Genomic DNA, 16,745 nt, shown 5'->3' with positions numbered 1-16,745 from the left:
CCGAATCTGGGCCCGCGATCCGGCACGAGCCCCCTCGTCGGGCCGTGCAGGATTGCCAGGGGTCGATCCGGGAATGCGACGGTCATGCACATCGATGTCGTTCTCGCCGTGGTCGGCGCGCTCGGCGTGGTCGTGGCAGCGATTTCCTCGACGATGCGCCGACTGCCGTTGTCCGAACCCCTACTCGGTCTGCTTGCCGGGGTACTGCTCGGTCCCCAACTGCTCGATGCGTTGCCGATCGCACCGGTGACGGTCGAACACGGTCTGTTCCACGAGCTCGCCAGGGTTCTCTTGGCCGTGTCCGTGATGGCGGTTGCCTTGCGTTACCCCATCGCCGCGGTGCGTCGCCACCGCCGCGCACTGGCCGTGTTGCTGTTGATCGTCATGCCCGCGATGGCGGCGATCTCGACCGGACTCGGATGGGCGGTGGCCGGATTACCGCTGGCCGCGGCACTGTTGTTCGGCACCGCGATCTGTCCCACCGATCCGGTGCTGGCCTCGAGTGTGGTCACCGGAGATCTCGCCGAACGGGACCTACCCGCCCGGGACCGACAGCTGCTCTCGCTCGAATCCGGCGCGAACGACGGCCTGGCGCTGCCACTGGTGGTCGCCGCGATCGCGGTCGCCGGTCCACTCAGCGCCGGTGCGGCGATCACCGAATCACTGTGGCAGGTCCTCGGCGCCCTGATCGCCGGCGCACTCCTCGGCGCCGTAGGCGGTGCAGCACTGCGACTGGGTGACAAGCACGGCGCCACCGCACACGGCCCGGCCCTGTTGTTCACCGTTGTGCTGGCACTGGGAATCCTCGGCGTGGCCGGTCTGCTGCAGGTCGACGGGGTGCTCGCCGTATTCGTCGGCGGCCTGGCCTTCAACGCCGTCGGCACCGGCGCCGAACGGACTTCCGAAGTCGAGATCGACGAGGCCGTCAACAGGTTCGCAGTCCTGCCGTTGTTCTTCCTGCTCGGCGCCGCCCTACCGTGGCAGCAGTGGGCCGAGCTGGGCTGGAAGGCGCCCGCCCTGGTGGTCGCTGTCCTGCTTCTGCGGCGGATCCCGGTCGTACTGTTGTTGCGACGGCCACTGCATCTACCGCTGCCCGACGCGATGTATCTCGGCTGGTTCGGGCCGGTGGGGGTATCCGCATTGTTCTATCTGACGATGGAAGCCGAACGTCTCGGCGTCGACGACGCCGTGCTCGGCGCCGGCACGCTCGTGCTGACCGCGAGCACGGTCGCGTTCGGTCTCACCGGCGCGGCGGGACGCAAACTCTACATCCGGGCCGGAGCAGGACGAGGCGATCGCGTGCAACCGGCCCCTGATAGGGACCGGAGGTAGACGGCAATGACGTGGTTACTCAGTGCGCTCGGCGCAGGGGGAACCCCCCGGCACTCATCGCAGGGGCGTTGCGGACATCTATGCAACGTTGTGGCATAGCAAGCCTTGCAGTTCCTGCACCGCCACGGGGCCTGTACAGAGATGCGCTCCGCCCGGATCTGGTCCTGCTCGATTTGAATCTCCCCAGCCGCGATGGCCGTGAGGTGCTGGCTGACCTCCTCCGCAGCCGAAGAAGACTTGCTACGCAGTTACCGGCTGCACGCCAATGTCTGCATCACCAAACCCGTCGACTTCGATCAGTTCGCCGACGTGATCCGCAAGATCGACAACTCTTTCTTGCATGTGGTGCGGCTACCCGGCCACCCTCCCACACCCAGCACGCTCTGAGTCCGAGCGGCCGGCGCAGAGTTGAGATCACCGCAACGCTCGCCTTCCGGCTCGTCGAACGTGGCGGCGGACGGGACGAGGCGAACCAGGCCGCTGCCTGGGCTGAGGTCACCGCGATCGCCGCTACGCGCACACCCTTTCTGCCCGCGGCCTCGAGGAGCGTGACCGGTAGCCCTGTCGTGAGAGGGACGGATCATTCCGGGCACGAATTGACCCGGACCGCACCGAGTGATTGCAATCGCATAACCATCAACCCACATCCTCCCTCCTGCCTTGGCACGCCTCCACCGCGTTACTAGGGTGGACCGTAGAAACGAAAGCGCAAGATCCACCGCCGATTTCACGATGCACCATAGATCGCAACAGTTGCTTCGCCGCAACGAACAGCGTATCGGAGGGCGCACCCGCCGGGTAACGCCGATCGGATCGAGCACCCAGTCCCGCACACAGCACACATCGGGTTGGGACGGCGGACCGAGCACCGTGCGCGATGCCGCCGCTTTCGTGGACAGGAGCACACGATGCGAACCAGAAGCCGTCTATCCGGCCTGCTCAGCCTCCTGATACTGATCTGGTTGATCATCGGCGCCGTCGCCGCAGGACAACGCGGATACTACGGTGACGCCTCGACCAACTGCGCCAGCGTCGGCACCATCGCCGTAACCATCGTGGCCGGACCCCTGAACTACATGGGAATCAACCCGACCGTGGACTGCGAGTATCCGCAACCCACCAGCTGAGCAGGATCATGAACTCGCACTTCTTTCTCCCCCGGACCGTGGCCACCGAATGGATCAAGCTGCACCTGGACCGCATGTACGCGCCGACCTCAGCAGACCGGCCCGAGCGCGACACCACGGTCGGCGACACACGGCCGAACACCTCCACCGAACCGCACTGAACTGGCCTCGGACAGCGCGTGGCGCCCATGTCGAGCACCCCTCGAGATCTCGACCCCTCACACTGCCTCGCAGCAGTGATGTCACATCGCCCCGTGCGGCCCATGTAAAGCATGCTGAGGAACATCGATGAATCCCTACTATCCCCTCGCTGTCGCCATCTACCTCCTCGTGGCCGTGTGGCAGGGCACCCTCGGCACATTCTGACCACCCACGGGATCGCCCTGGTGCCTGCTTCGGACCGATGAAGAGAGAAACCGATCATGCGTACCCACAACTCACACCCCGCACGGCGTTCCGGTGACGCCGACCCAACCCCCACCGGGTCCGCAGACCACACCGCACCCGCAGCTGGAGCGGTCGAACCGACCCGCACCGGCCGGATGCTGGTGGCACTGACAGTAGGAGCTGTGGTCACCATCGCGCTGCTGGTGTTCATCCTGCAGAACACCGAACGCACCGCCATTGCCTTCTTCGGCTGGAATTTCACCCTCCCGCTGGGCGTGGCGCTACTGTTCGCAGCTCTGGCGGGACTGCTGATCGCCGCGGTGATCGGCGGCGCCCGGATCTGGCAGCTGCGCCACGCCTACCGCAAAGCGCAGTGATCCGGCAGACCGTCCGAACCGACGCCCGGTCGATCACAACGAAAAGGAGACCCTGTGGAACCCCCTGCACGACATCGCCTACACACCCACCGCATCTCGGCCGCGCGTCGCCGCGCCTGGTCGCTCCTCGTTCTCGCGTTGACGGCGCCCCTGCTCGTCGCATGTGGGGCAGGGCAGATCACCCAAACCGATACCCAGCAGGCCGCCATCAACGGCACCAACGCCGAACTCGGCGACCTGCTGCTGCGCAATGTGTACTTCGAGGCCGAACCCACCGATCCAGCCGTCCCCCGATACGGACAGGTCACACTCTNCCCCCGACCGGCTCGTCTCGATCGACTCCCCCGCCGGAGAGTTGACACTCGATGCCTCCGATCAGGCACGCGAACTTCTGCCCGGCAGTTCCCTGGCCGCCGGAGAACCCATCGAACAACTCCGACCGACCACGGCACCGGATCGTCCCCTGACGGTGCGCGGCCGATTCCCCGCCGAAGCGATCCGCCCCGGCCTGACCCACCCGGTGACCTTCACCTTCGAACGAGCCGGCACGGTCACCTTCGAGGTGCCCTTCGACGCCTGGACCCCGAACGAACCGCTGCCCACCGAGCGGCCGCTCCCGCCCCAGCCGGCGAGCCCGTGATATCTCGACGTCTCTGCACGACAGGAATTCTCAACCATTCTCACACCGATGCGGCCCTGCCCTTCGCGGTGTACGCCCTCGATGACCCGGTCCGTGTGGTCATCGACGTCGCCCCCTGATTCAGGAACGCACCCAGGAATCCCGGCACAGCGACAACTGCCTCGACCCACCGGCACGACCCACCCCGGCATCGGCCGAGCGGAGTTCTCAGCCCGAGCACCGACCATCGGGTTCGTAGGCGAACATGAACATGCACATCCGGGCCACGCCCGTTGTCGGCGGGCGGCCCAGGAAGCCCGCACCCGGGCCGTAGTCGACGGGGACGCCGCGCCGAAGTCCACACGGTTTGTGACAGTCACCGCGAAGGGCCGGCGGCTGGACACTGCCTCGCTCGAACGCGCCAGGATGCTCGTCGTCCTGAAAGGTTACGTCACCAACCTTCCTGTCTCCCTGATGGATCCGAGCGAGATCATCGGCAAGTATCACGAGTTGTGGCATGTCGAACAGTCGTTCCGGATGTCGAAGACGGATCTGCGGGCCCGGCCGATCTTCCACCGCACCCGCGATGCGATCGAGGCGCACCTGACGGTGGTGTTCGCGGCATTGGCGGTCTCCCGGGTGGTGCAGGAACGCAGCGGTCTCGCGATCGTCAAGGTCGTCAAACTGCTGCGTCCGCTGCGGTCGGCGACCATCGCGATCAACGGCACCCGACACATCTTCCCACCGCAGGTCGACGCCGACCTACAAGGACTGCTCGACCGGATTTCGGGGTCCTCACTCACGCACTAACGAAAGGAGCCAACTCGGGCGGCGGAGGACGGTTGAATGGTTTGCCGCTGTGGGACATCGCCGATACCGGTGCGGCGGTGGAACTGCCGTCTCTGAGCCCATCCGTCGAGGATCGGTTCAGCGGTGCCGCGGCACTGTCGAAGACCGGATCACTCGCTGCAGCGGGAACATCCGGCGGGTCCGTGCACCTGTGGATCTGGCGGACCCTGCAGCGCCGCAGTTCGCCGGGACAACCGAGGGCGTCGTCACGGTGTCGTCGGAGTGGTCGAGTTCGCTCCCGACCGACCCGTCGTGGCGGTAACGGCGACGGGGGACGCGAAAGTCGCGATCGTCGGCGCCTCCGATCTCGCTGCTCCGCGTGTCGTCGGCACCTTCGAAGCCGACAACTATCCGTACATGCTGTCGTGGCATCCCACTGCCGACATCGTGGCTGTAGCGAGTGCCGGCGGTCTCGTCGGACTTTGGGATCTTTCCGATCCCACCGACCCGACTCGGATCTCCGAGTCGTCCGGATTCGAGAGTCAGGCGCAGACGGTCGCGTTCGGTGGCGACGGAACGATCCTGGCCGCGGCGAGCACCGACCGCAGTGTGCGCCTGTGGGATGTCGCGGACCCTGCCGTCCCACGCGAACTGGCGTGGATCACCGGGCGGGCGGACGCGGTGTACTCGCTGCACTTCTCCCCCGGCGGGGATCGTCTCACGGCCGGCGTCGGCGACGGGGCGGCGTGGATCTGGGACGTCACCCGACCGGACTCCCACACCACCCACGCGGTGCTCACCGCCTGCGAAAGCCGGGTCTGCGACGCCACCTTCGCGCACGACGGAGCGGTGCTCGTCGGAGGTGGTCCCGACCGTTCCGTGCGACTGTGGCAACTCGACCCCGAGCCCGTCGCGGCGACACTGTGTTCCACCGTCGGCACTCCGGTGACCGAGGACGAATGGGAACGGCGCCTGCCGGGTGTTCCCTTCCGGCCGCCGTGCGGCGACACGGCGTGAATCGGAATGGCCGGAAGATGTTCCGACCGAGACAGATTCATCCGATTGCAGGATACGCACAGGCCTCGCGGTGTGGGAACGTCCTGGTGGGGGATTCAACGCATCGATCATCGGAGGAAGCATGTCTCGTATTCGCAGGTCGGGTCTGCGCGCGGTTCTGACGGCGGTCACGGTGGCGGCGGTCGCATTCGGTGCGCCCGTTACCGCTTCGGCCGCTCCCACCGGCAGCGCCGGCAGCAACGATCTGCCCGGCAGCGTGTCCGAACTGCCCGGCAGCGTGGTGGATCTGGGTGGACAGGCGATCGATCTGGGCAGTGCGATCCTGGGCAACGGATCATCGCTGCCGACGACCCAGCAGTGCAACCAGTCGCGGCAGTCGGGAGGGGAAGGTGTCACCGGCACCTACCACGAGTTGGGTCGCAGTGGTGAATGTGCCGGCAGGTAGCGCATCCTCGATTCTCGTCCGAGTGACCGGGGATCCCGGGACGGACTGGGACTACCTGGTCAACTGCCCGATCCTCTGACGGTCAGATCCGTAGGGCGGTGAACGGCGCGACCGGGATGTTGCGCACGACGAACCACATCGCCGTCAGGATCAGCACGAGGTGCGGGGTCCACCGGTATCGCGTCCACCGCGGCATCGGTGTGCCCTGCGCCCTGCTCCACGTCCATAGACCGAAGGCCACGGTGAGCACAGCCAGCGCGACGAGACCGAGGGCGTTGTAGTGCAATGCTGCCGGCATGTCGAGATGGACGAGCGAGTACAGCATCCGCGACGAACCGCAACCGGGACACAGGATTCCGAACAGTGAGTAGGTGGGGCACGGCGGAATGACCCCGCCCGGCGTGGTCGGGTCGGCCCACGCCACCGCGGCGCACACCGCGACCGCACCCACGGCGATCGCCATGGGGGCTGCGAGCGCGCGCCTCGTCCTCATCGCACCGTGCGCTCCTCGAGCCGGGCGCATACCCCGGGCCACTCGTCGTCGGTGAGGGAGAACAGCGCGGTGGTCCGCCAGCTGCCGTCGCGGCGCCTGCGGTGCTTGCGGAGCAGGCCCTCCTCGGTGGCGCCGAGCCGGCGCAGGGCGTCGCGCGAACGGGTGTTGCGTTCGTCGGCGTGCCAGGTCACGCGCACGGCCCCGAGGTCGTCGAAGGCGCGCTGCAGCAGAAGCAGTTTCGACTCGCTGTTCACGTGGGTCCGCTGCACCCGGGTCGACAGCCAGGTGGCGCCGATCACCAGTGTGCGGTGGGCCGGTTCGAGGAGGTAGTAGGACGTCGACCCCAGCACCTCGCCGGTCGCCCTGTCGACGATCGCGTACGGCAGCCGGGACGGATCGGCCACGGCCTCGCGCACGAATGTGCGCGCGTCGTCGAGGTCGCGGATCACAAGGTGTGCCCAGGCGAAGATCGTGTCGGGATCGTCGGCGGCCTTCAGCAGATCTTCGACGTGCGCGTCGGCGAGGGGCTCGAGTCGGATACGAGGGCCCTCGAGGACGGGATGTTCCATCCAGTGGTCGTTCATTGCGCTCTCCCGGTCGTCGTCGGACGGCGAGCGTAGCCCGTCCGTTCCGTCTGCTGCCACGGAGTTCTGGGCGGGACGCGCAGGAAGACGAAGAACAGCACGACCAGCAGGACCGCGCGTCCCCACACTCCGATGTGGACGAGCGTGAGCGGCAGGGCCATGTCCGTTTCGCCGGCGGTCGCGGCGAACCATCGGAAGATGCCGATGCCGATGGCGAGATCGGCGAGCAGATAGGCGGCGACGAGACCCCATGGCACGCGCAGCAGAATCAACATCGGCAGCAGCCACAGCGTGTACTGCGGTGAGTGCACTTTGTGGAAGAGCATGAACCCGCACAGCATCGCGGCCCCGGTACCGAGCCACGGATAGACGCCGTCGCGGAGGTATCGGCGCCATCCGAGCCACAGGGCGAGCGCGAACGACAGCGCGATCAGCGTCGGCGACAACTGGGCCACCAACTCGTTGTACTGGGGGGTGTTCTCGTATTCCTGGTAGCCGCCCATCAGCGGCCGCAGACCCCAGTACCAGATGGAGTTGCTGGTCCCGTCCGCTTCCCGGTTCTGCTGGAAGGCGAACGACGCCCGCCAGCCCTCGTAGCCGAGGATCGCGAAGGGCAGGTTGATCGCGGCGACCGTCGCTGCCGCCGTGCCCGCGACGGCGAGGGCGCCGGGGACGTCCCGCTTCCGATCGGGTGAGCTCCCGCCGGTGAGGACATAGGCTATGAGCGGCAGAACGAAGATGCCCGGATAGAGCTTGAGACAGAAGCCCACGCCCAGCAGCACTGCCGCGACCACTCCGCGAGTCCGCAGCGACCAGCGTTCGATCGTCAGCACCGCGGCGGCGGTGACGGTGACCGCCACGACCGGCAGGTCCCAGTTGAGGAAGGCGTAGAGCACGAGCGGCGGCGTGAGCGACCACAACAGCGCGGCCCATCCGGCCATCCGGGCGAGCAACCACGCGGTGACCAGCCCGAAGGGGGCGAGCAACAACGCCGACTGCAGGAGGAACTCCGCATCGGTGTGGGCACCGATGGCCCCGATCCACATGAGCACCCCGCTGAGCACGGGGTACTCGACGGTGCCCCCGGTCAACGCTCCCGACGAGGTGATGCCCCCGTCGACGAAGGGGAAGACGTGGAGGTTGATGCCGCGGCCGATCCACAACTGCTGGATGTCGGAATAGCAGACGTCGGCGTCCTTGATGTCCTCGAACCGCAGCGTGCGGCCCTCCGCGTCGAAGGTGGGGCCGGCGCACCGGGCCTTGTTCAGGTAGCCGAACCACATCATCACCGCGCACGTCAGGACGGCGACGAGCGAGACGGTCCCGGAGCTCGTGCGCATGTTCTCACCCTAGGACAAATCCCCTGCCCGCGACGGTCGGCGATTTCGCTGGTCGCCGGGCCGTCGTGTACCCTTCATGGGTTGCTGACGCAACGACCCTCCTGTCACGGAACGTCCGTGACCGTTCACAGTCCATAGGAGGTGATGAGGTCTTATGCGTCATTACGAATTGATGATCATCCTGGACCCCAGCCTGGACGAGCGCACTGTCGCTCCCTCGCTGGAGACGTTCCTCAACGTCATTCGCCAGGAAGGCGGCAAGGTCGACAAGGTCGACGTGTGGGGTAAGCGCCGTCTCGCCTACGAGATCGCCAAGAACAGCGAAGGCATCTACGCGGTGATCGACATCAGCGCGACGCCTGCTGCCGTTGCAGAGCTGGATCGCCAGCTCGGCCTGAACGAGTCGGTGCTCCGCACCAAGGTTCTGCGCCACGGCAAGTGAGCCTGTCGGCGCCGGGCCGTAGGCTCTGGCGCATCAGGACTCCCCACACTGCAGGAGGAACCACATGGCAGGCGACACCGTCATCACCGTGGTCGGCAATCTGACCGCCGACCCCGAACTGCGTTTCACCCCCGCGGGTGCTGCGGTTGCGAACTTCACCGTTGCATCCACGCCCCGCGTGTTCGACCGTCAGTCCAACGAATGGAAGGACGGCGAGGCTCTGTTCCTGCGCTGCAACATCTGGCGTGAGGCAGCGGAGAACGTGGCCGAGAGCTTGACTCGCGGCTCGCGTGTGATCGTGCAGGGCCGGCTCAAGCAGCGCAGCTACGAGACGCGTGAAGGCGAGAAGCGCACTGTCGTGGAGCTCGAGGTCGACGAGATCGGCCCCTCGCTCCGTTACGCCACGGCCAAGGTCACCAAGGCCGGTCGCGGTGGCGGTGGCGGAGGCTTCGGTGGTTCCTCCGGTGGATCGGGCGGTGGCCGTCCCGCTCAGAACACGAACGTCGGCGGAGACGACCCGTGGGGCGACGCCCCGCAGTCGGGTTCCTTCGGTGGTTCCGGGGACGACGAGCCTCCGTTCTGATCCGACCTCGATCGGAACATCCAAAATTACGGAGAACGACCATGCCTAAGTCGCCCGCGCGCGAGAAGGTTTTGAAGAAGAAGGTCTGCACCTTCTGCAAGGAAAAGAACGTGCAGATCGATTACAAGGACACGACGCTGCTGCGCAAGTACGTCAGCGATCGCGGCAAGATCCGCGCTCGCCGCGTCACCGGCAACTGCGTGCAGCACCAGCGCGACGTCGCTGTTGCTGTCAAGAACTCTCGTGAGGTGGCTCTGCTCCCTTACGTCTCGACGACTCGCTGAGGAAAGGGAGGGACACGATGAAGCTCATCCTTACTGCTGACGTGGACAACCTCGGTGCGCCTGGCGACACCGTTGAGGTCAAGGACGGCTACGGCCGCAACTACCTGCTGCCCCGCGGCCTGGCGATCGTCGCCACCCGTGGTGCCCAGAAGCAGGTCGAGGGCATCCGCCGTGCCCAGGAGGCTCGCGCCGTGCGTGGCCTCGAGCACGCTCAGGAGCTCAAGGCCGCCATCGAGGGCCTCGAGGACGTTTCGCTGAGCGTCAAGACCTCGAGCGACTCGGGCAAGCTGTTCGGCTCGGTCACCGCTGCCGATGTCGCCGGTGCTCTCAAGGCTGCCGGTGGCCCGGTTGTCGACAAGCGCATCATCGAGCTGCCCAAGGCCCACATCAAGGCGACCGGCAAGCACCAGATCGTCGTGAAGCTGCACCCGGATGTCACCGCGAAGTTCACGCTGAACGTCGTGGCTGCCTGATTCCGGCCCCTCGAGGAGCCCCGCGCCTGGTCGGCGTGGGGCTCCTCGTCGTCTGTGCACAGCCTGTGGATAAACCGGGGGGTAAACCACACCGTTGTGACTCCTCGGAATGTCGTTCGGGGAACGAATGGGTGAACACGCCCGGCCCTCCGACACGCCGAAATTCTTCTTCTCCACACGTGTGAACAGACATTTTTCTGCTCCTACCTGCAGTTATGAGAGATGTGAGATGTGTTGTCCCCAGGTTGTGCACATCCGGTACACAAGGCTGTCCTCCTCTTTCCACAATTCATCCCCAACTGTGTGCACAACCCGAGTTGTGGAGGGTCATCCGGATCCCTAACGTCGGGCGCACGACTCCACACACAGGATGTCGGTAGGGGCGAGTAGAACCGGACACGAAACCCCGGGTACCGACACCGGGAGTGCGTGCAGGTATCCGCCGGAGCACAGCGCGCCGGACGGGGACATGTGGAGGAAGGCAGGCACTGCAGTGGCCGTCGTTGACGATCGTGGAAATCCCGAATATTCGGGACCTCCCGAGGAACCGAGTGGAGACTTCGGTCGACAGCCCCCTCAGGATCTCGTGGCCGAGCAGTCCGTGCTCGGTGGCATGCTGCTGAGCAAGGACGCCATCGCCGACGTCCTCGAAGTGCTGAGGCCCGGCGACTTCTACCGTCCGGCCCACCAAGCCGTGTACGACGCGATCCTCGATCTCTACAGCCGTGGCGAACCCGCCGACCCGGTCACCGTGTCGGCCGAGCTCGACCGGCGCGGCGAACTCAAGCGTCTCGGCGGAGCCGCCTATCTCGTCACGCTCACCCAGACCGTCCCCACCGCGGCCAATGCCGGCTACTACGCCGAGATCGTCGCCGAGAAGGCCGTCCTGCGTCGTCTCGTCGAGGCGGGCACGCGCATCGTCCAGTACGGCTACGCCGGCGCCGACGGCCAGGACGTCGCCGAGATCGTCGACCGCGCGCAGGCGGAGGTCTTCGAGGTCGCCGAACGACGCACCACCGAAGACTTCGTGCCGCTCGAAGAACTCCTGCAGCCCACGATGGACGAGATCGACTCCATCGCCAGCCGTGGCGGTATCTCCCTCGGCGTGCCCACCGGCTTCGCCGAACTCGACGAGCTCACCAACGGGCTGCACGCCGGCCAGATGATCATCGTCGCCGCGCGTCCCGGTGTGGGTAAGGCCCTCGCGCTCGACACTCCCCTGCCCACCCCCACCGGCTGGACCACGATGGGCGAGGTCGGTGTGGGCGACGAACTCCTCGGCGCCGACGGCCGCCCCGTCCGCGTCCTCGCCGCCACCGAGGTCATGCACGGCCGGCCGTGCTTCGACGTCGTGTTCTCCGACGGCACCGTGATCGTCGCCGACGAGCAGCACCAGTGGCGCACCGGCGACGGCGCGATCCGCACCACGGGCGAACTCGCCGCCACCGCCGACGCCGGGCACACCGTCGCGAACACCGAGGCACTGTCGTTCCCGGCAACCGAGCTGCCCGTCTCCCCCTTCACGCTCGGTGCGTGGCTCGGCGGCCCGTCGTCCGATCCCGAACTGCACATGCGTATCGACGGCGAAGGTGGTTTCACGAGCGCCCTCGTCGCGCTCGGCGCCCACATCCCCGCCGAATACCAGCGGGCATCCGAACCGCAGCGTCGCGAACTCCTCGCGGGTCTGCTCGACGCCGGTGGAGAGATCGACGACGACGGCACCATCCGGTTCGTCGGCTCGTCCGAGCGTCTGGTGCAGGGCGTCGCCGAACTCCTGTCGGGCCTCGGTTACGCGCCGGTGCTCGACGGCACCGATATCTCCTTCGCCACCGCCGACGACGTCTTCGTCCTGCCCAGCAAGGCCGTGCGGCACAAGGAATGCCGCGCTACCGTGCCGCGCGAGCGCCGCATCGTCGCCGTCCGCCCGGTTCCCTCGGTCCCGGTGCGGTGCGTCGAGGTCGACGGCGACCACATGTACCTCGCGGGTCGCGCGATGGTGCCCACACACAACTCCACGCTGAGCATGGACTTCATGCGGTCGTGCTCCATCAAGCACGGCATGGCGTCGGTCATCTTCTCGCTCGAGATGGGCAAGACCGAGATCGTCATGCGTCTGCTGTCCGCGGAGGCGAAGATCAAGCTCGGCGACATGCGATCCGGACGCATGACCGACGACGACTGGACGCGTCTCGCCCGCCGCATGAGCGAGATCAGCGAAGCGCCGTTGTTCATCGACGACTCACCGAACCTCACGATGATGGAGATCCGCGCAAAAGCGCGGCGGCTCAAGCAGAAACACGACATCCGTCTCATCGTCATCGACTACCTGCAGCTCATGTCGTCCGGCAAGAAGGTCGAGTCGCGTCAGCAGGAGGTCTCCGAATTCTCGCGTAGCCTCAAGCTTCTCGCGAAGGAACTCGAGGTCCCGGTCGTCGCGGTGTGTCAGCTCAACCGTGGTCCCGAGCAGCGCACCGACAAGCGGCCGCAGGTCTCCGACCTCCGTGAGTCGGGCTGCCTGCCGGCGTCCACGCGCATCATGCGCGCCGACACCGGCGCCGAAGTCACGCTCGGCGAGCTGCTCGAGTCGGGTGAACAGCCCCTCGTGTGGTCGCTCGACGAACGCATGCGGATGGTCGTCCGGCCGATGGTGAAGGTCTTCCCCAGCGGCCGTAAGGAAGTCTTCCGGTTGGAGCTGGCCTCGGGGCGTCGTGTCGAAGCCACCGCGAACCATCCCTTCCTCACCATCGACGGCTGGATGCCGTTGGGCGAGTTGGTCGCCGGTGAGCGTGTCGCAGTGCCGCGTGCGGTGCCCGCACCCCTCGACGTGATACCCGCATCCGACGACGAGGTGGCCGTTCTCGCGGACACTGCCGTGGCCGGCCGACTGATCCCCACCCGCGCGTTCTCGCTCCCCAAGGAGCAGGTCGCCGAGCTCGTCTGCCACATCTGGGAAGACAGCGGTGAGGTCGCATGGGACGCAGGCGCTGCCCGCGCCGTCGTCCGCTACCGGTCGGCGGAGCGTCGTCTGGCCGACGACCTCGCGCGCCTGCTCCTGCGCATCGGCGTGTTCGCGCGGATCACCGATGCCGTCGAGGGCTGGGACCTCACTGTCACCGGGGCGGAGAACCAGGCGGTCTTCCTCCACGACGTGGGCAAGCACGGAACCGCGGCGCAGTGGGTCCTGGCGCAGCTCGGACCGAAGCTCGTCAAGCACAGCCCCGACACCGTCACCCCCGAGATCGAAGCCGAGCTCGGCGAATTGCTCGCCGTCGAACAGCTCGCTCCGATCGGACCGGTCGCGTCCGCCACCCCGCGCACCACCGAGGGTGCACGCTCGCGGCTCGCCCGGGTCGCCGATGTCCTCGACACGGCCGACATCGACATGGTCGCCACCAACAACGTGTTCTGGGACGAGATCGTCTCCGTCACGAGTCTCGGCGAGCAGGACGTCTACGACGGAACGGTGCCCGGCACACACAATTTCGTCGCCGACGGCATCGCGGTGCACAACAGCCTCGAGCAGGACGCCGACATGGTCATCCTGCTGCACCGCCCCGACGCCTTCGAGCGCGACGACCCTCGTGGTGGCGAGGCCGACCTCATCGTCGGCAAGCACCGTAACGGCCCGACCGCGACCATCACCGTTGCCCACCAGCTGCACCTGTCGCGGTTCGTGGACATGGCGCGAGGCTGATACGAGTCGTCGCCCCGCCCGGCGGCGAGGCGACAGATCTCGTCCCGGTTCCGTGATATTCGTAGCGAAAGGCGGTCAGCAGCAGGAGGTTACGCCGGTTTTCGACGTGGAGTTGTCGTCCTGCTGCTCGTCCGGGGCACCGGTCGTGCAGCATGTTCCGCCGCTGGCTTCCTGCGTGCCGTCGAGATGCTGCGGGCTCGACCCGAAGGTGGCCGAATCCGCCAGGACGGTGTACACCTCCCACTTCTCCCCTGCCGGACCCGTCACCCACGCCTTGTCTTGCGTGGCGTAGCAACAGGTCGTGCCCATCTCCTCGTCGGCGAACAGGCCCGCCTCGGTCAATCGGGCGATCTCGGTGTGCACCTTCTCGGACGAGTCGACCTCGACCCCGAGATGGTTGATCGTGCCGCCCTTGCCCGGGTTCTCGAACAGCACCAGCTTCAACGGCGGATCGGCGATCGCGAAGTTGGCGTAGCCCGGTTCGAGCTTGGCCGGTTCGGTGCCGAACAGTGTCGAGTAGAAGGCGACCGCTTCGGGCAGGTCGTCGACGTCGAGGGCGAACTGGATGCGTGACATGACTGCCTCCACCTGTGTGGCATATATCGAATTACTGCCCACAGGATGCTCCTGTACTTCGACATATGTCAAGAAGGTGGTTAGGCTCGAATCATGCCGAAAGCGCTGCCCGTGATCGATGTCCGCGCCCCGATCTGCTGCGCGCCGGTATCGGCTGCGCCGATGCGCGACGACGCCGCCCTCGAGGTCGCGTTGCGGTTGAAGGCCCTGGCCGATCCGGTGCGCATCAAACTCGTGTCGATCCTGCTCACCGCCGACGAAGGTGCGGTGTGCACGTGCGATCTTGCCGCCGGTGTGGATCTGGCGGAATCCACGGTGAGTCATCACCTCGGACAACTACGCAAGGCGGGCATGGTCGAATCCGAGCGACGCGGGATGAACGTCTATCACCGTGCCCGCGTCGAGTCCCTCGAGGCGCTCAGGGTCGTCCTGGATCCGAACTGCTGCCGCTGACGGTCGCACACATATCCTCGAGGTGGAGAAGCGGCGAGGAAGGTAGTGATGACGTTCATCAAGATGTGCGGACTGCAGGACGAGGCGACGGTCGATCTCGCCGTCGAACTGGGCGTCGACGCGGTCGGTTTCGTTCTCGTGAAGAGCCCTCGTCGCATCTCCCCGGATCGGGCCGCGACGCTCCGCACCCGCGTGCCGGCGGGAACACTCGCCGTCGGCGTCTATGTGAATGCGTCCCTCGACGAGATCGTCACGACGGCCCGAGCCGCGAATCTCGATCACGTCCAGGTGCACGACCTGCGGTCGGCCGACGACGTGCGCGTGCTGCACGACGCGGGATTCACGGTGATCCGCGCGATCAACACCGGAGGAGCCGAGGCGCTGTCGGAGGACTTCGGCGCCGACCTGTTGCTCGTCGACGGCGCAGCCGCCGGTGCAGGGAAGACATGGGACTGGCAGGACCGCAGTGCCTTGCCGTCCGGCCGGTGGGTCCTTGCGGGCGGGCTGAACCCCGACAACGTGGAGAGGGCACTTTCCACGTCCGGGGCGTGGGGTGTCGACGTCTCCAGCGGCATCGAGGCCGAACGCGGCGTCAAGGATCCGGGTCTCATGCGGGCGTTCGCGCAGGCGGTCCGGAGAAACGCCCCCGAGTGACCCGTCCGGGGGATCCGGCGGCGTCAGTGCGCGGCGTCGGCCCTCTTCCGCCGCGGGATCAGGTGCATGATCAGCACGACGATCGCACCCACGATCAGGCCCACCAGAGCGGATGTCACGGTCCCCGCGGTCCACGACAGCACGCCGCCGAATCCGCCGTGCACGAGCTCGCCGAACCAGTGCTCGAGGTCGTGCAGACGATCGGCAGGCCAATGGAATCCGGCCTCGCCGACATTGACGAGCAGGATGTGCCCACCGACCCACAGCATGGCGGCGATCCCGACCACGGTGAGAACGGTCATCAGCTTCGGCATCGCCTTCACGAGACCGCGACCGACGCGCTGAGCGAAAGTGGACTTCCGTTTCGCGAGCGCCAGGCCGACGTCGTCCATCTTCACGATCAGGGCGACCACGCCGTACACCAGGACGGTGATGAGGACGGCGACGACGATGAGGACGAGCAGGCGAGTCAGGAAGGGTTCGTCCTCGACCGAGGCCAGCGAGATCACCATGATCTCGGCGGACAGGATCAGGTCGGTGCGGATCGCCCCGCCGATCATGGCCTTCTCGAACTCGGGGCCCTTCTCCGCTGCGGTGGCCTCTTTTTCGTGGTGTCCGCCGGTGAGCGCTTCGTAGACCTTCTCGGCGCCCTCGTAGCAGAGGAACAGACCGCCGGCGATGAGCAGATACGGCAGGGCCTGCGGGAGGAACTGACTCAGGATCATCGCGACCGGCAGGATGATCAGAAGCTTGTTGCGGATCGACCCGATCGCGATCTTGCGGATGATCGGCAGTTCGCGATCGGGGGTGAACCCGTGCACGTAGCGGGGGGTGACGGCCGTGTCGTCGACGACCACGCCCGCTGCCTTGACGCTCGCCCTGCCGGCTGCGGCGCCGATGTCGTCTATGGATGCCGCGGCTGCCTTCGCAAGTACCGCGACGTCGTCCAGAAGGGCGACGAGACCACCAGCCACGGGAACCTCCCACAGTTCGGCTGCACCGAGCCGATCGACCGACACGCGATTACGAGTCGTCTCAGAACGCTACCGGACCTGCGATGACGTGCAACGCGGTGT

At 66.6% G+C, this 16,745-nt stretch carries 18 protein-coding genes and 2 pseudogenes; 15 read left to right on the top strand and 5 right to left on the bottom strand.

Features of this window, described 5'->3' with window-relative positions; genetic code table 11:
• Positions 1-84 precede the first annotated feature (84 nt).
• The 8 genes and pseudogenes from QR64_RS05120 (at position 85) to QR64_RS05085 (ending at position 6,093) form a co-directional block, all read left to right on the top strand.
• A complete protein-coding gene (locus QR64_RS05120) occupies positions 85-1,332 on the top strand; it encodes a cation:proton antiporter (RefSeq protein ID WP_039584398.1) in 1,248 nt (415 codons plus the stop codon).
• A gap of 99 nt (positions 1,333-1,431) precedes the next feature.
• A pseudogene (locus QR64_RS27585) lies at positions 1,432-1,719 on the top strand (response regulator); the annotation flags it as partial.
• Between the two features lie 521 nt (positions 1,720-2,240).
• Entirely contained in the window at positions 2,241-2,459 is a 219-nt protein-coding gene (locus QR64_RS05110; protein WP_006550812.1) for a hypothetical protein, read from the top strand.
• 8 nt (positions 2,460-2,467) lie between these two features.
• Positions 2,468-2,620 (top strand): hypothetical protein, encoded by a 153-nt coding sequence (locus tag QR64_RS26780; RefSeq protein WP_019290544.1) that lies wholly within the window; start codon positions 2,468-2,470, stop codon positions 2,618-2,620.
• 261 nt (positions 2,621-2,881) lie between these two features.
• Positions 2,882-3,223 carry a lipopolysaccharide assembly protein LapA domain-containing protein gene (locus QR64_RS27580; RefSeq protein ID WP_232333413.1) on the top strand — a complete coding sequence of 114 codons (342 nt, stop codon included), beginning with the start codon at positions 2,882-2,884 and terminating at the stop codon, positions 3,221-3,223.
• A 922-nt stretch (positions 3,224-4,145) separates the two neighbouring features.
• Positions 4,146-4,652: pseudogene (locus QR64_RS05095) on the top strand (transposase); the annotation flags it as partial.
• 261 nt (positions 4,653-4,913) lie between these two features.
• Entirely contained in the window at positions 4,914-5,648 is a 735-nt protein-coding gene (locus QR64_RS05090) for a WD40 repeat domain-containing protein (RefSeq protein WP_024102468.1), read from the top strand.
• Between the two features lie 121 nt (positions 5,649-5,769).
• Positions 5,770-6,093 carry a hypothetical protein gene (locus QR64_RS05085; protein WP_039584397.1) on the top strand — a complete coding sequence of 108 codons (324 nt, stop codon included), beginning with the start codon at positions 5,770-5,772 and terminating at the stop codon, positions 6,091-6,093.
• A gap of 82 nt (positions 6,094-6,175) precedes the next feature.
• Here the strand turns inward: QR64_RS05085 and QR64_RS05080 are convergent, their stop codons facing one another.
• From QR64_RS05080 to QR64_RS05070, 3 genes are read right to left on the bottom strand one after another with little or no spacing between them, the layout of a single operon-like run.
• On the bottom strand, positions 6,176-6,556 hold the full coding sequence (locus QR64_RS05080) for a DUF2752 domain-containing protein (protein WP_039584396.1): 381 nt from the start codon (positions 6,554-6,556) through the stop codon (positions 6,176-6,178).
• A gap of 26 nt (positions 6,557-6,582) precedes the next feature.
• Complete coding sequence (locus tag QR64_RS05075) at positions 6,583-7,170, bottom strand: GNAT family N-acetyltransferase (protein WP_039584395.1); 588 nt, start codon at positions 7,168-7,170, stop codon at positions 6,583-6,585.
• Positions 7,167-8,510 carry a glycosyltransferase 87 family protein gene (locus QR64_RS05070; protein WP_039584394.1) on the bottom strand — a complete coding sequence of 448 codons (1,344 nt, stop codon included), beginning with the start codon at positions 8,508-8,510 and terminating at the stop codon, positions 7,167-7,169. Before QR64_RS05070 ends, QR64_RS05075 begins: the two co-directional genes overlap by 4 nt.
• Positions 8,511-8,664: 154 nt before the next feature.
• Here QR64_RS05070 and rpsF point away from each other — a divergent pair, with 154 nt between their 5' ends.
• The 5 genes from rpsF (at position 8,665) to dnaB (ending at position 13,986) form a co-directional block, all read left to right on the top strand.
• The gene (rpsF, locus tag QR64_RS05065; RefSeq protein ID WP_006550802.1) at positions 8,665-8,952 is read left to right on the top strand and encodes a 30S ribosomal protein S6; all 288 of its coding nucleotides are present in this window, start codon (positions 8,665-8,667) and stop codon (positions 8,950-8,952) included.
• 64 nt (positions 8,953-9,016) lie between these two features.
• Positions 9,017-9,535 carry a single-stranded DNA-binding protein gene (locus tag QR64_RS05060; protein WP_006550801.1) on the top strand — a complete coding sequence of 173 codons (519 nt, stop codon included), beginning with the start codon at positions 9,017-9,019 and terminating at the stop codon, positions 9,533-9,535.
• A 41-nt stretch (positions 9,536-9,576) separates the two neighbouring features.
• Positions 9,577-9,819 carry a 30S ribosomal protein S18 gene (gene rpsR, locus QR64_RS05055; RefSeq protein WP_006550800.1) on the top strand — a complete coding sequence of 81 codons (243 nt, stop codon included), beginning with the start codon at positions 9,577-9,579 and terminating at the stop codon, positions 9,817-9,819.
• Between the two features lie 17 nt (positions 9,820-9,836).
• A complete protein-coding gene (rplI, locus tag QR64_RS05050) occupies positions 9,837-10,292 on the top strand; it encodes a 50S ribosomal protein L9 (protein WP_006550799.1) in 456 nt (151 codons plus the stop codon).
• A 469-nt stretch (positions 10,293-10,761) separates the two neighbouring features.
• Positions 10,762-13,986 carry a replicative DNA helicase gene (gene dnaB, locus QR64_RS05045; protein ID WP_084222286.1) on the top strand — a complete coding sequence of 1,075 codons (3,225 nt, stop codon included), beginning with the start codon at positions 10,762-10,764 and terminating at the stop codon, positions 13,984-13,986.
• A 75-nt stretch (positions 13,987-14,061) separates the two neighbouring features.
• Here the strand turns inward: dnaB and QR64_RS05040 are convergent, their stop codons facing one another.
• Positions 14,062-14,562 carry an ArsI/CadI family heavy metal resistance metalloenzyme gene (locus QR64_RS05040; protein ID WP_039584487.1) on the bottom strand — a complete coding sequence of 167 codons (501 nt, stop codon included), beginning with the start codon at positions 14,560-14,562 and terminating at the stop codon, positions 14,062-14,064.
• 93 nt (positions 14,563-14,655) lie between these two features.
• Between QR64_RS05040 and QR64_RS05035 the strand changes: the two genes are divergently transcribed.
• Positions 14,656-15,015, top strand: a complete 360-nt coding sequence (locus QR64_RS05035; protein ID WP_039584392.1) for an Rv2640c family ArsR-like transcriptional regulator — start codon at positions 14,656-14,658, stop codon at positions 15,013-15,015.
• 48 nt (positions 15,016-15,063) lie between these two features.
• Positions 15,064-15,669: a phosphoribosylanthranilate isomerase gene (locus tag QR64_RS05030; RefSeq protein ID WP_039584391.1), complete on the top strand. Its 606-nt coding sequence runs from the start codon at positions 15,064-15,066 to the stop codon at positions 15,667-15,669.
• A gap of 23 nt (positions 15,670-15,692) precedes the next feature.
• Here QR64_RS05030 and QR64_RS05025 read toward each other — a convergent pair whose 3' ends face one another.
• Positions 15,693-16,643 carry a DUF808 domain-containing protein gene (locus QR64_RS05025; protein WP_183079246.1) on the bottom strand — a complete coding sequence of 317 codons (951 nt, stop codon included), beginning with the start codon at positions 16,641-16,643 and terminating at the stop codon, positions 15,693-15,695.
• Between the last annotated feature and the right edge of the window lie 102 nt (positions 16,644-16,745).

The organism is Rhodococcus sp. Chr-9 (assembly GCF_000801125.1).
GTDB lineage: Bacteria > Actinomycetota > Actinomycetes > Mycobacteriales > Mycobacteriaceae > Rhodococcus > Rhodococcus pyridinivorans.
Note: the sequence above shows the minus strand (reverse complement) of the source record. Positions and strands in the feature narration are given on the sequence as shown.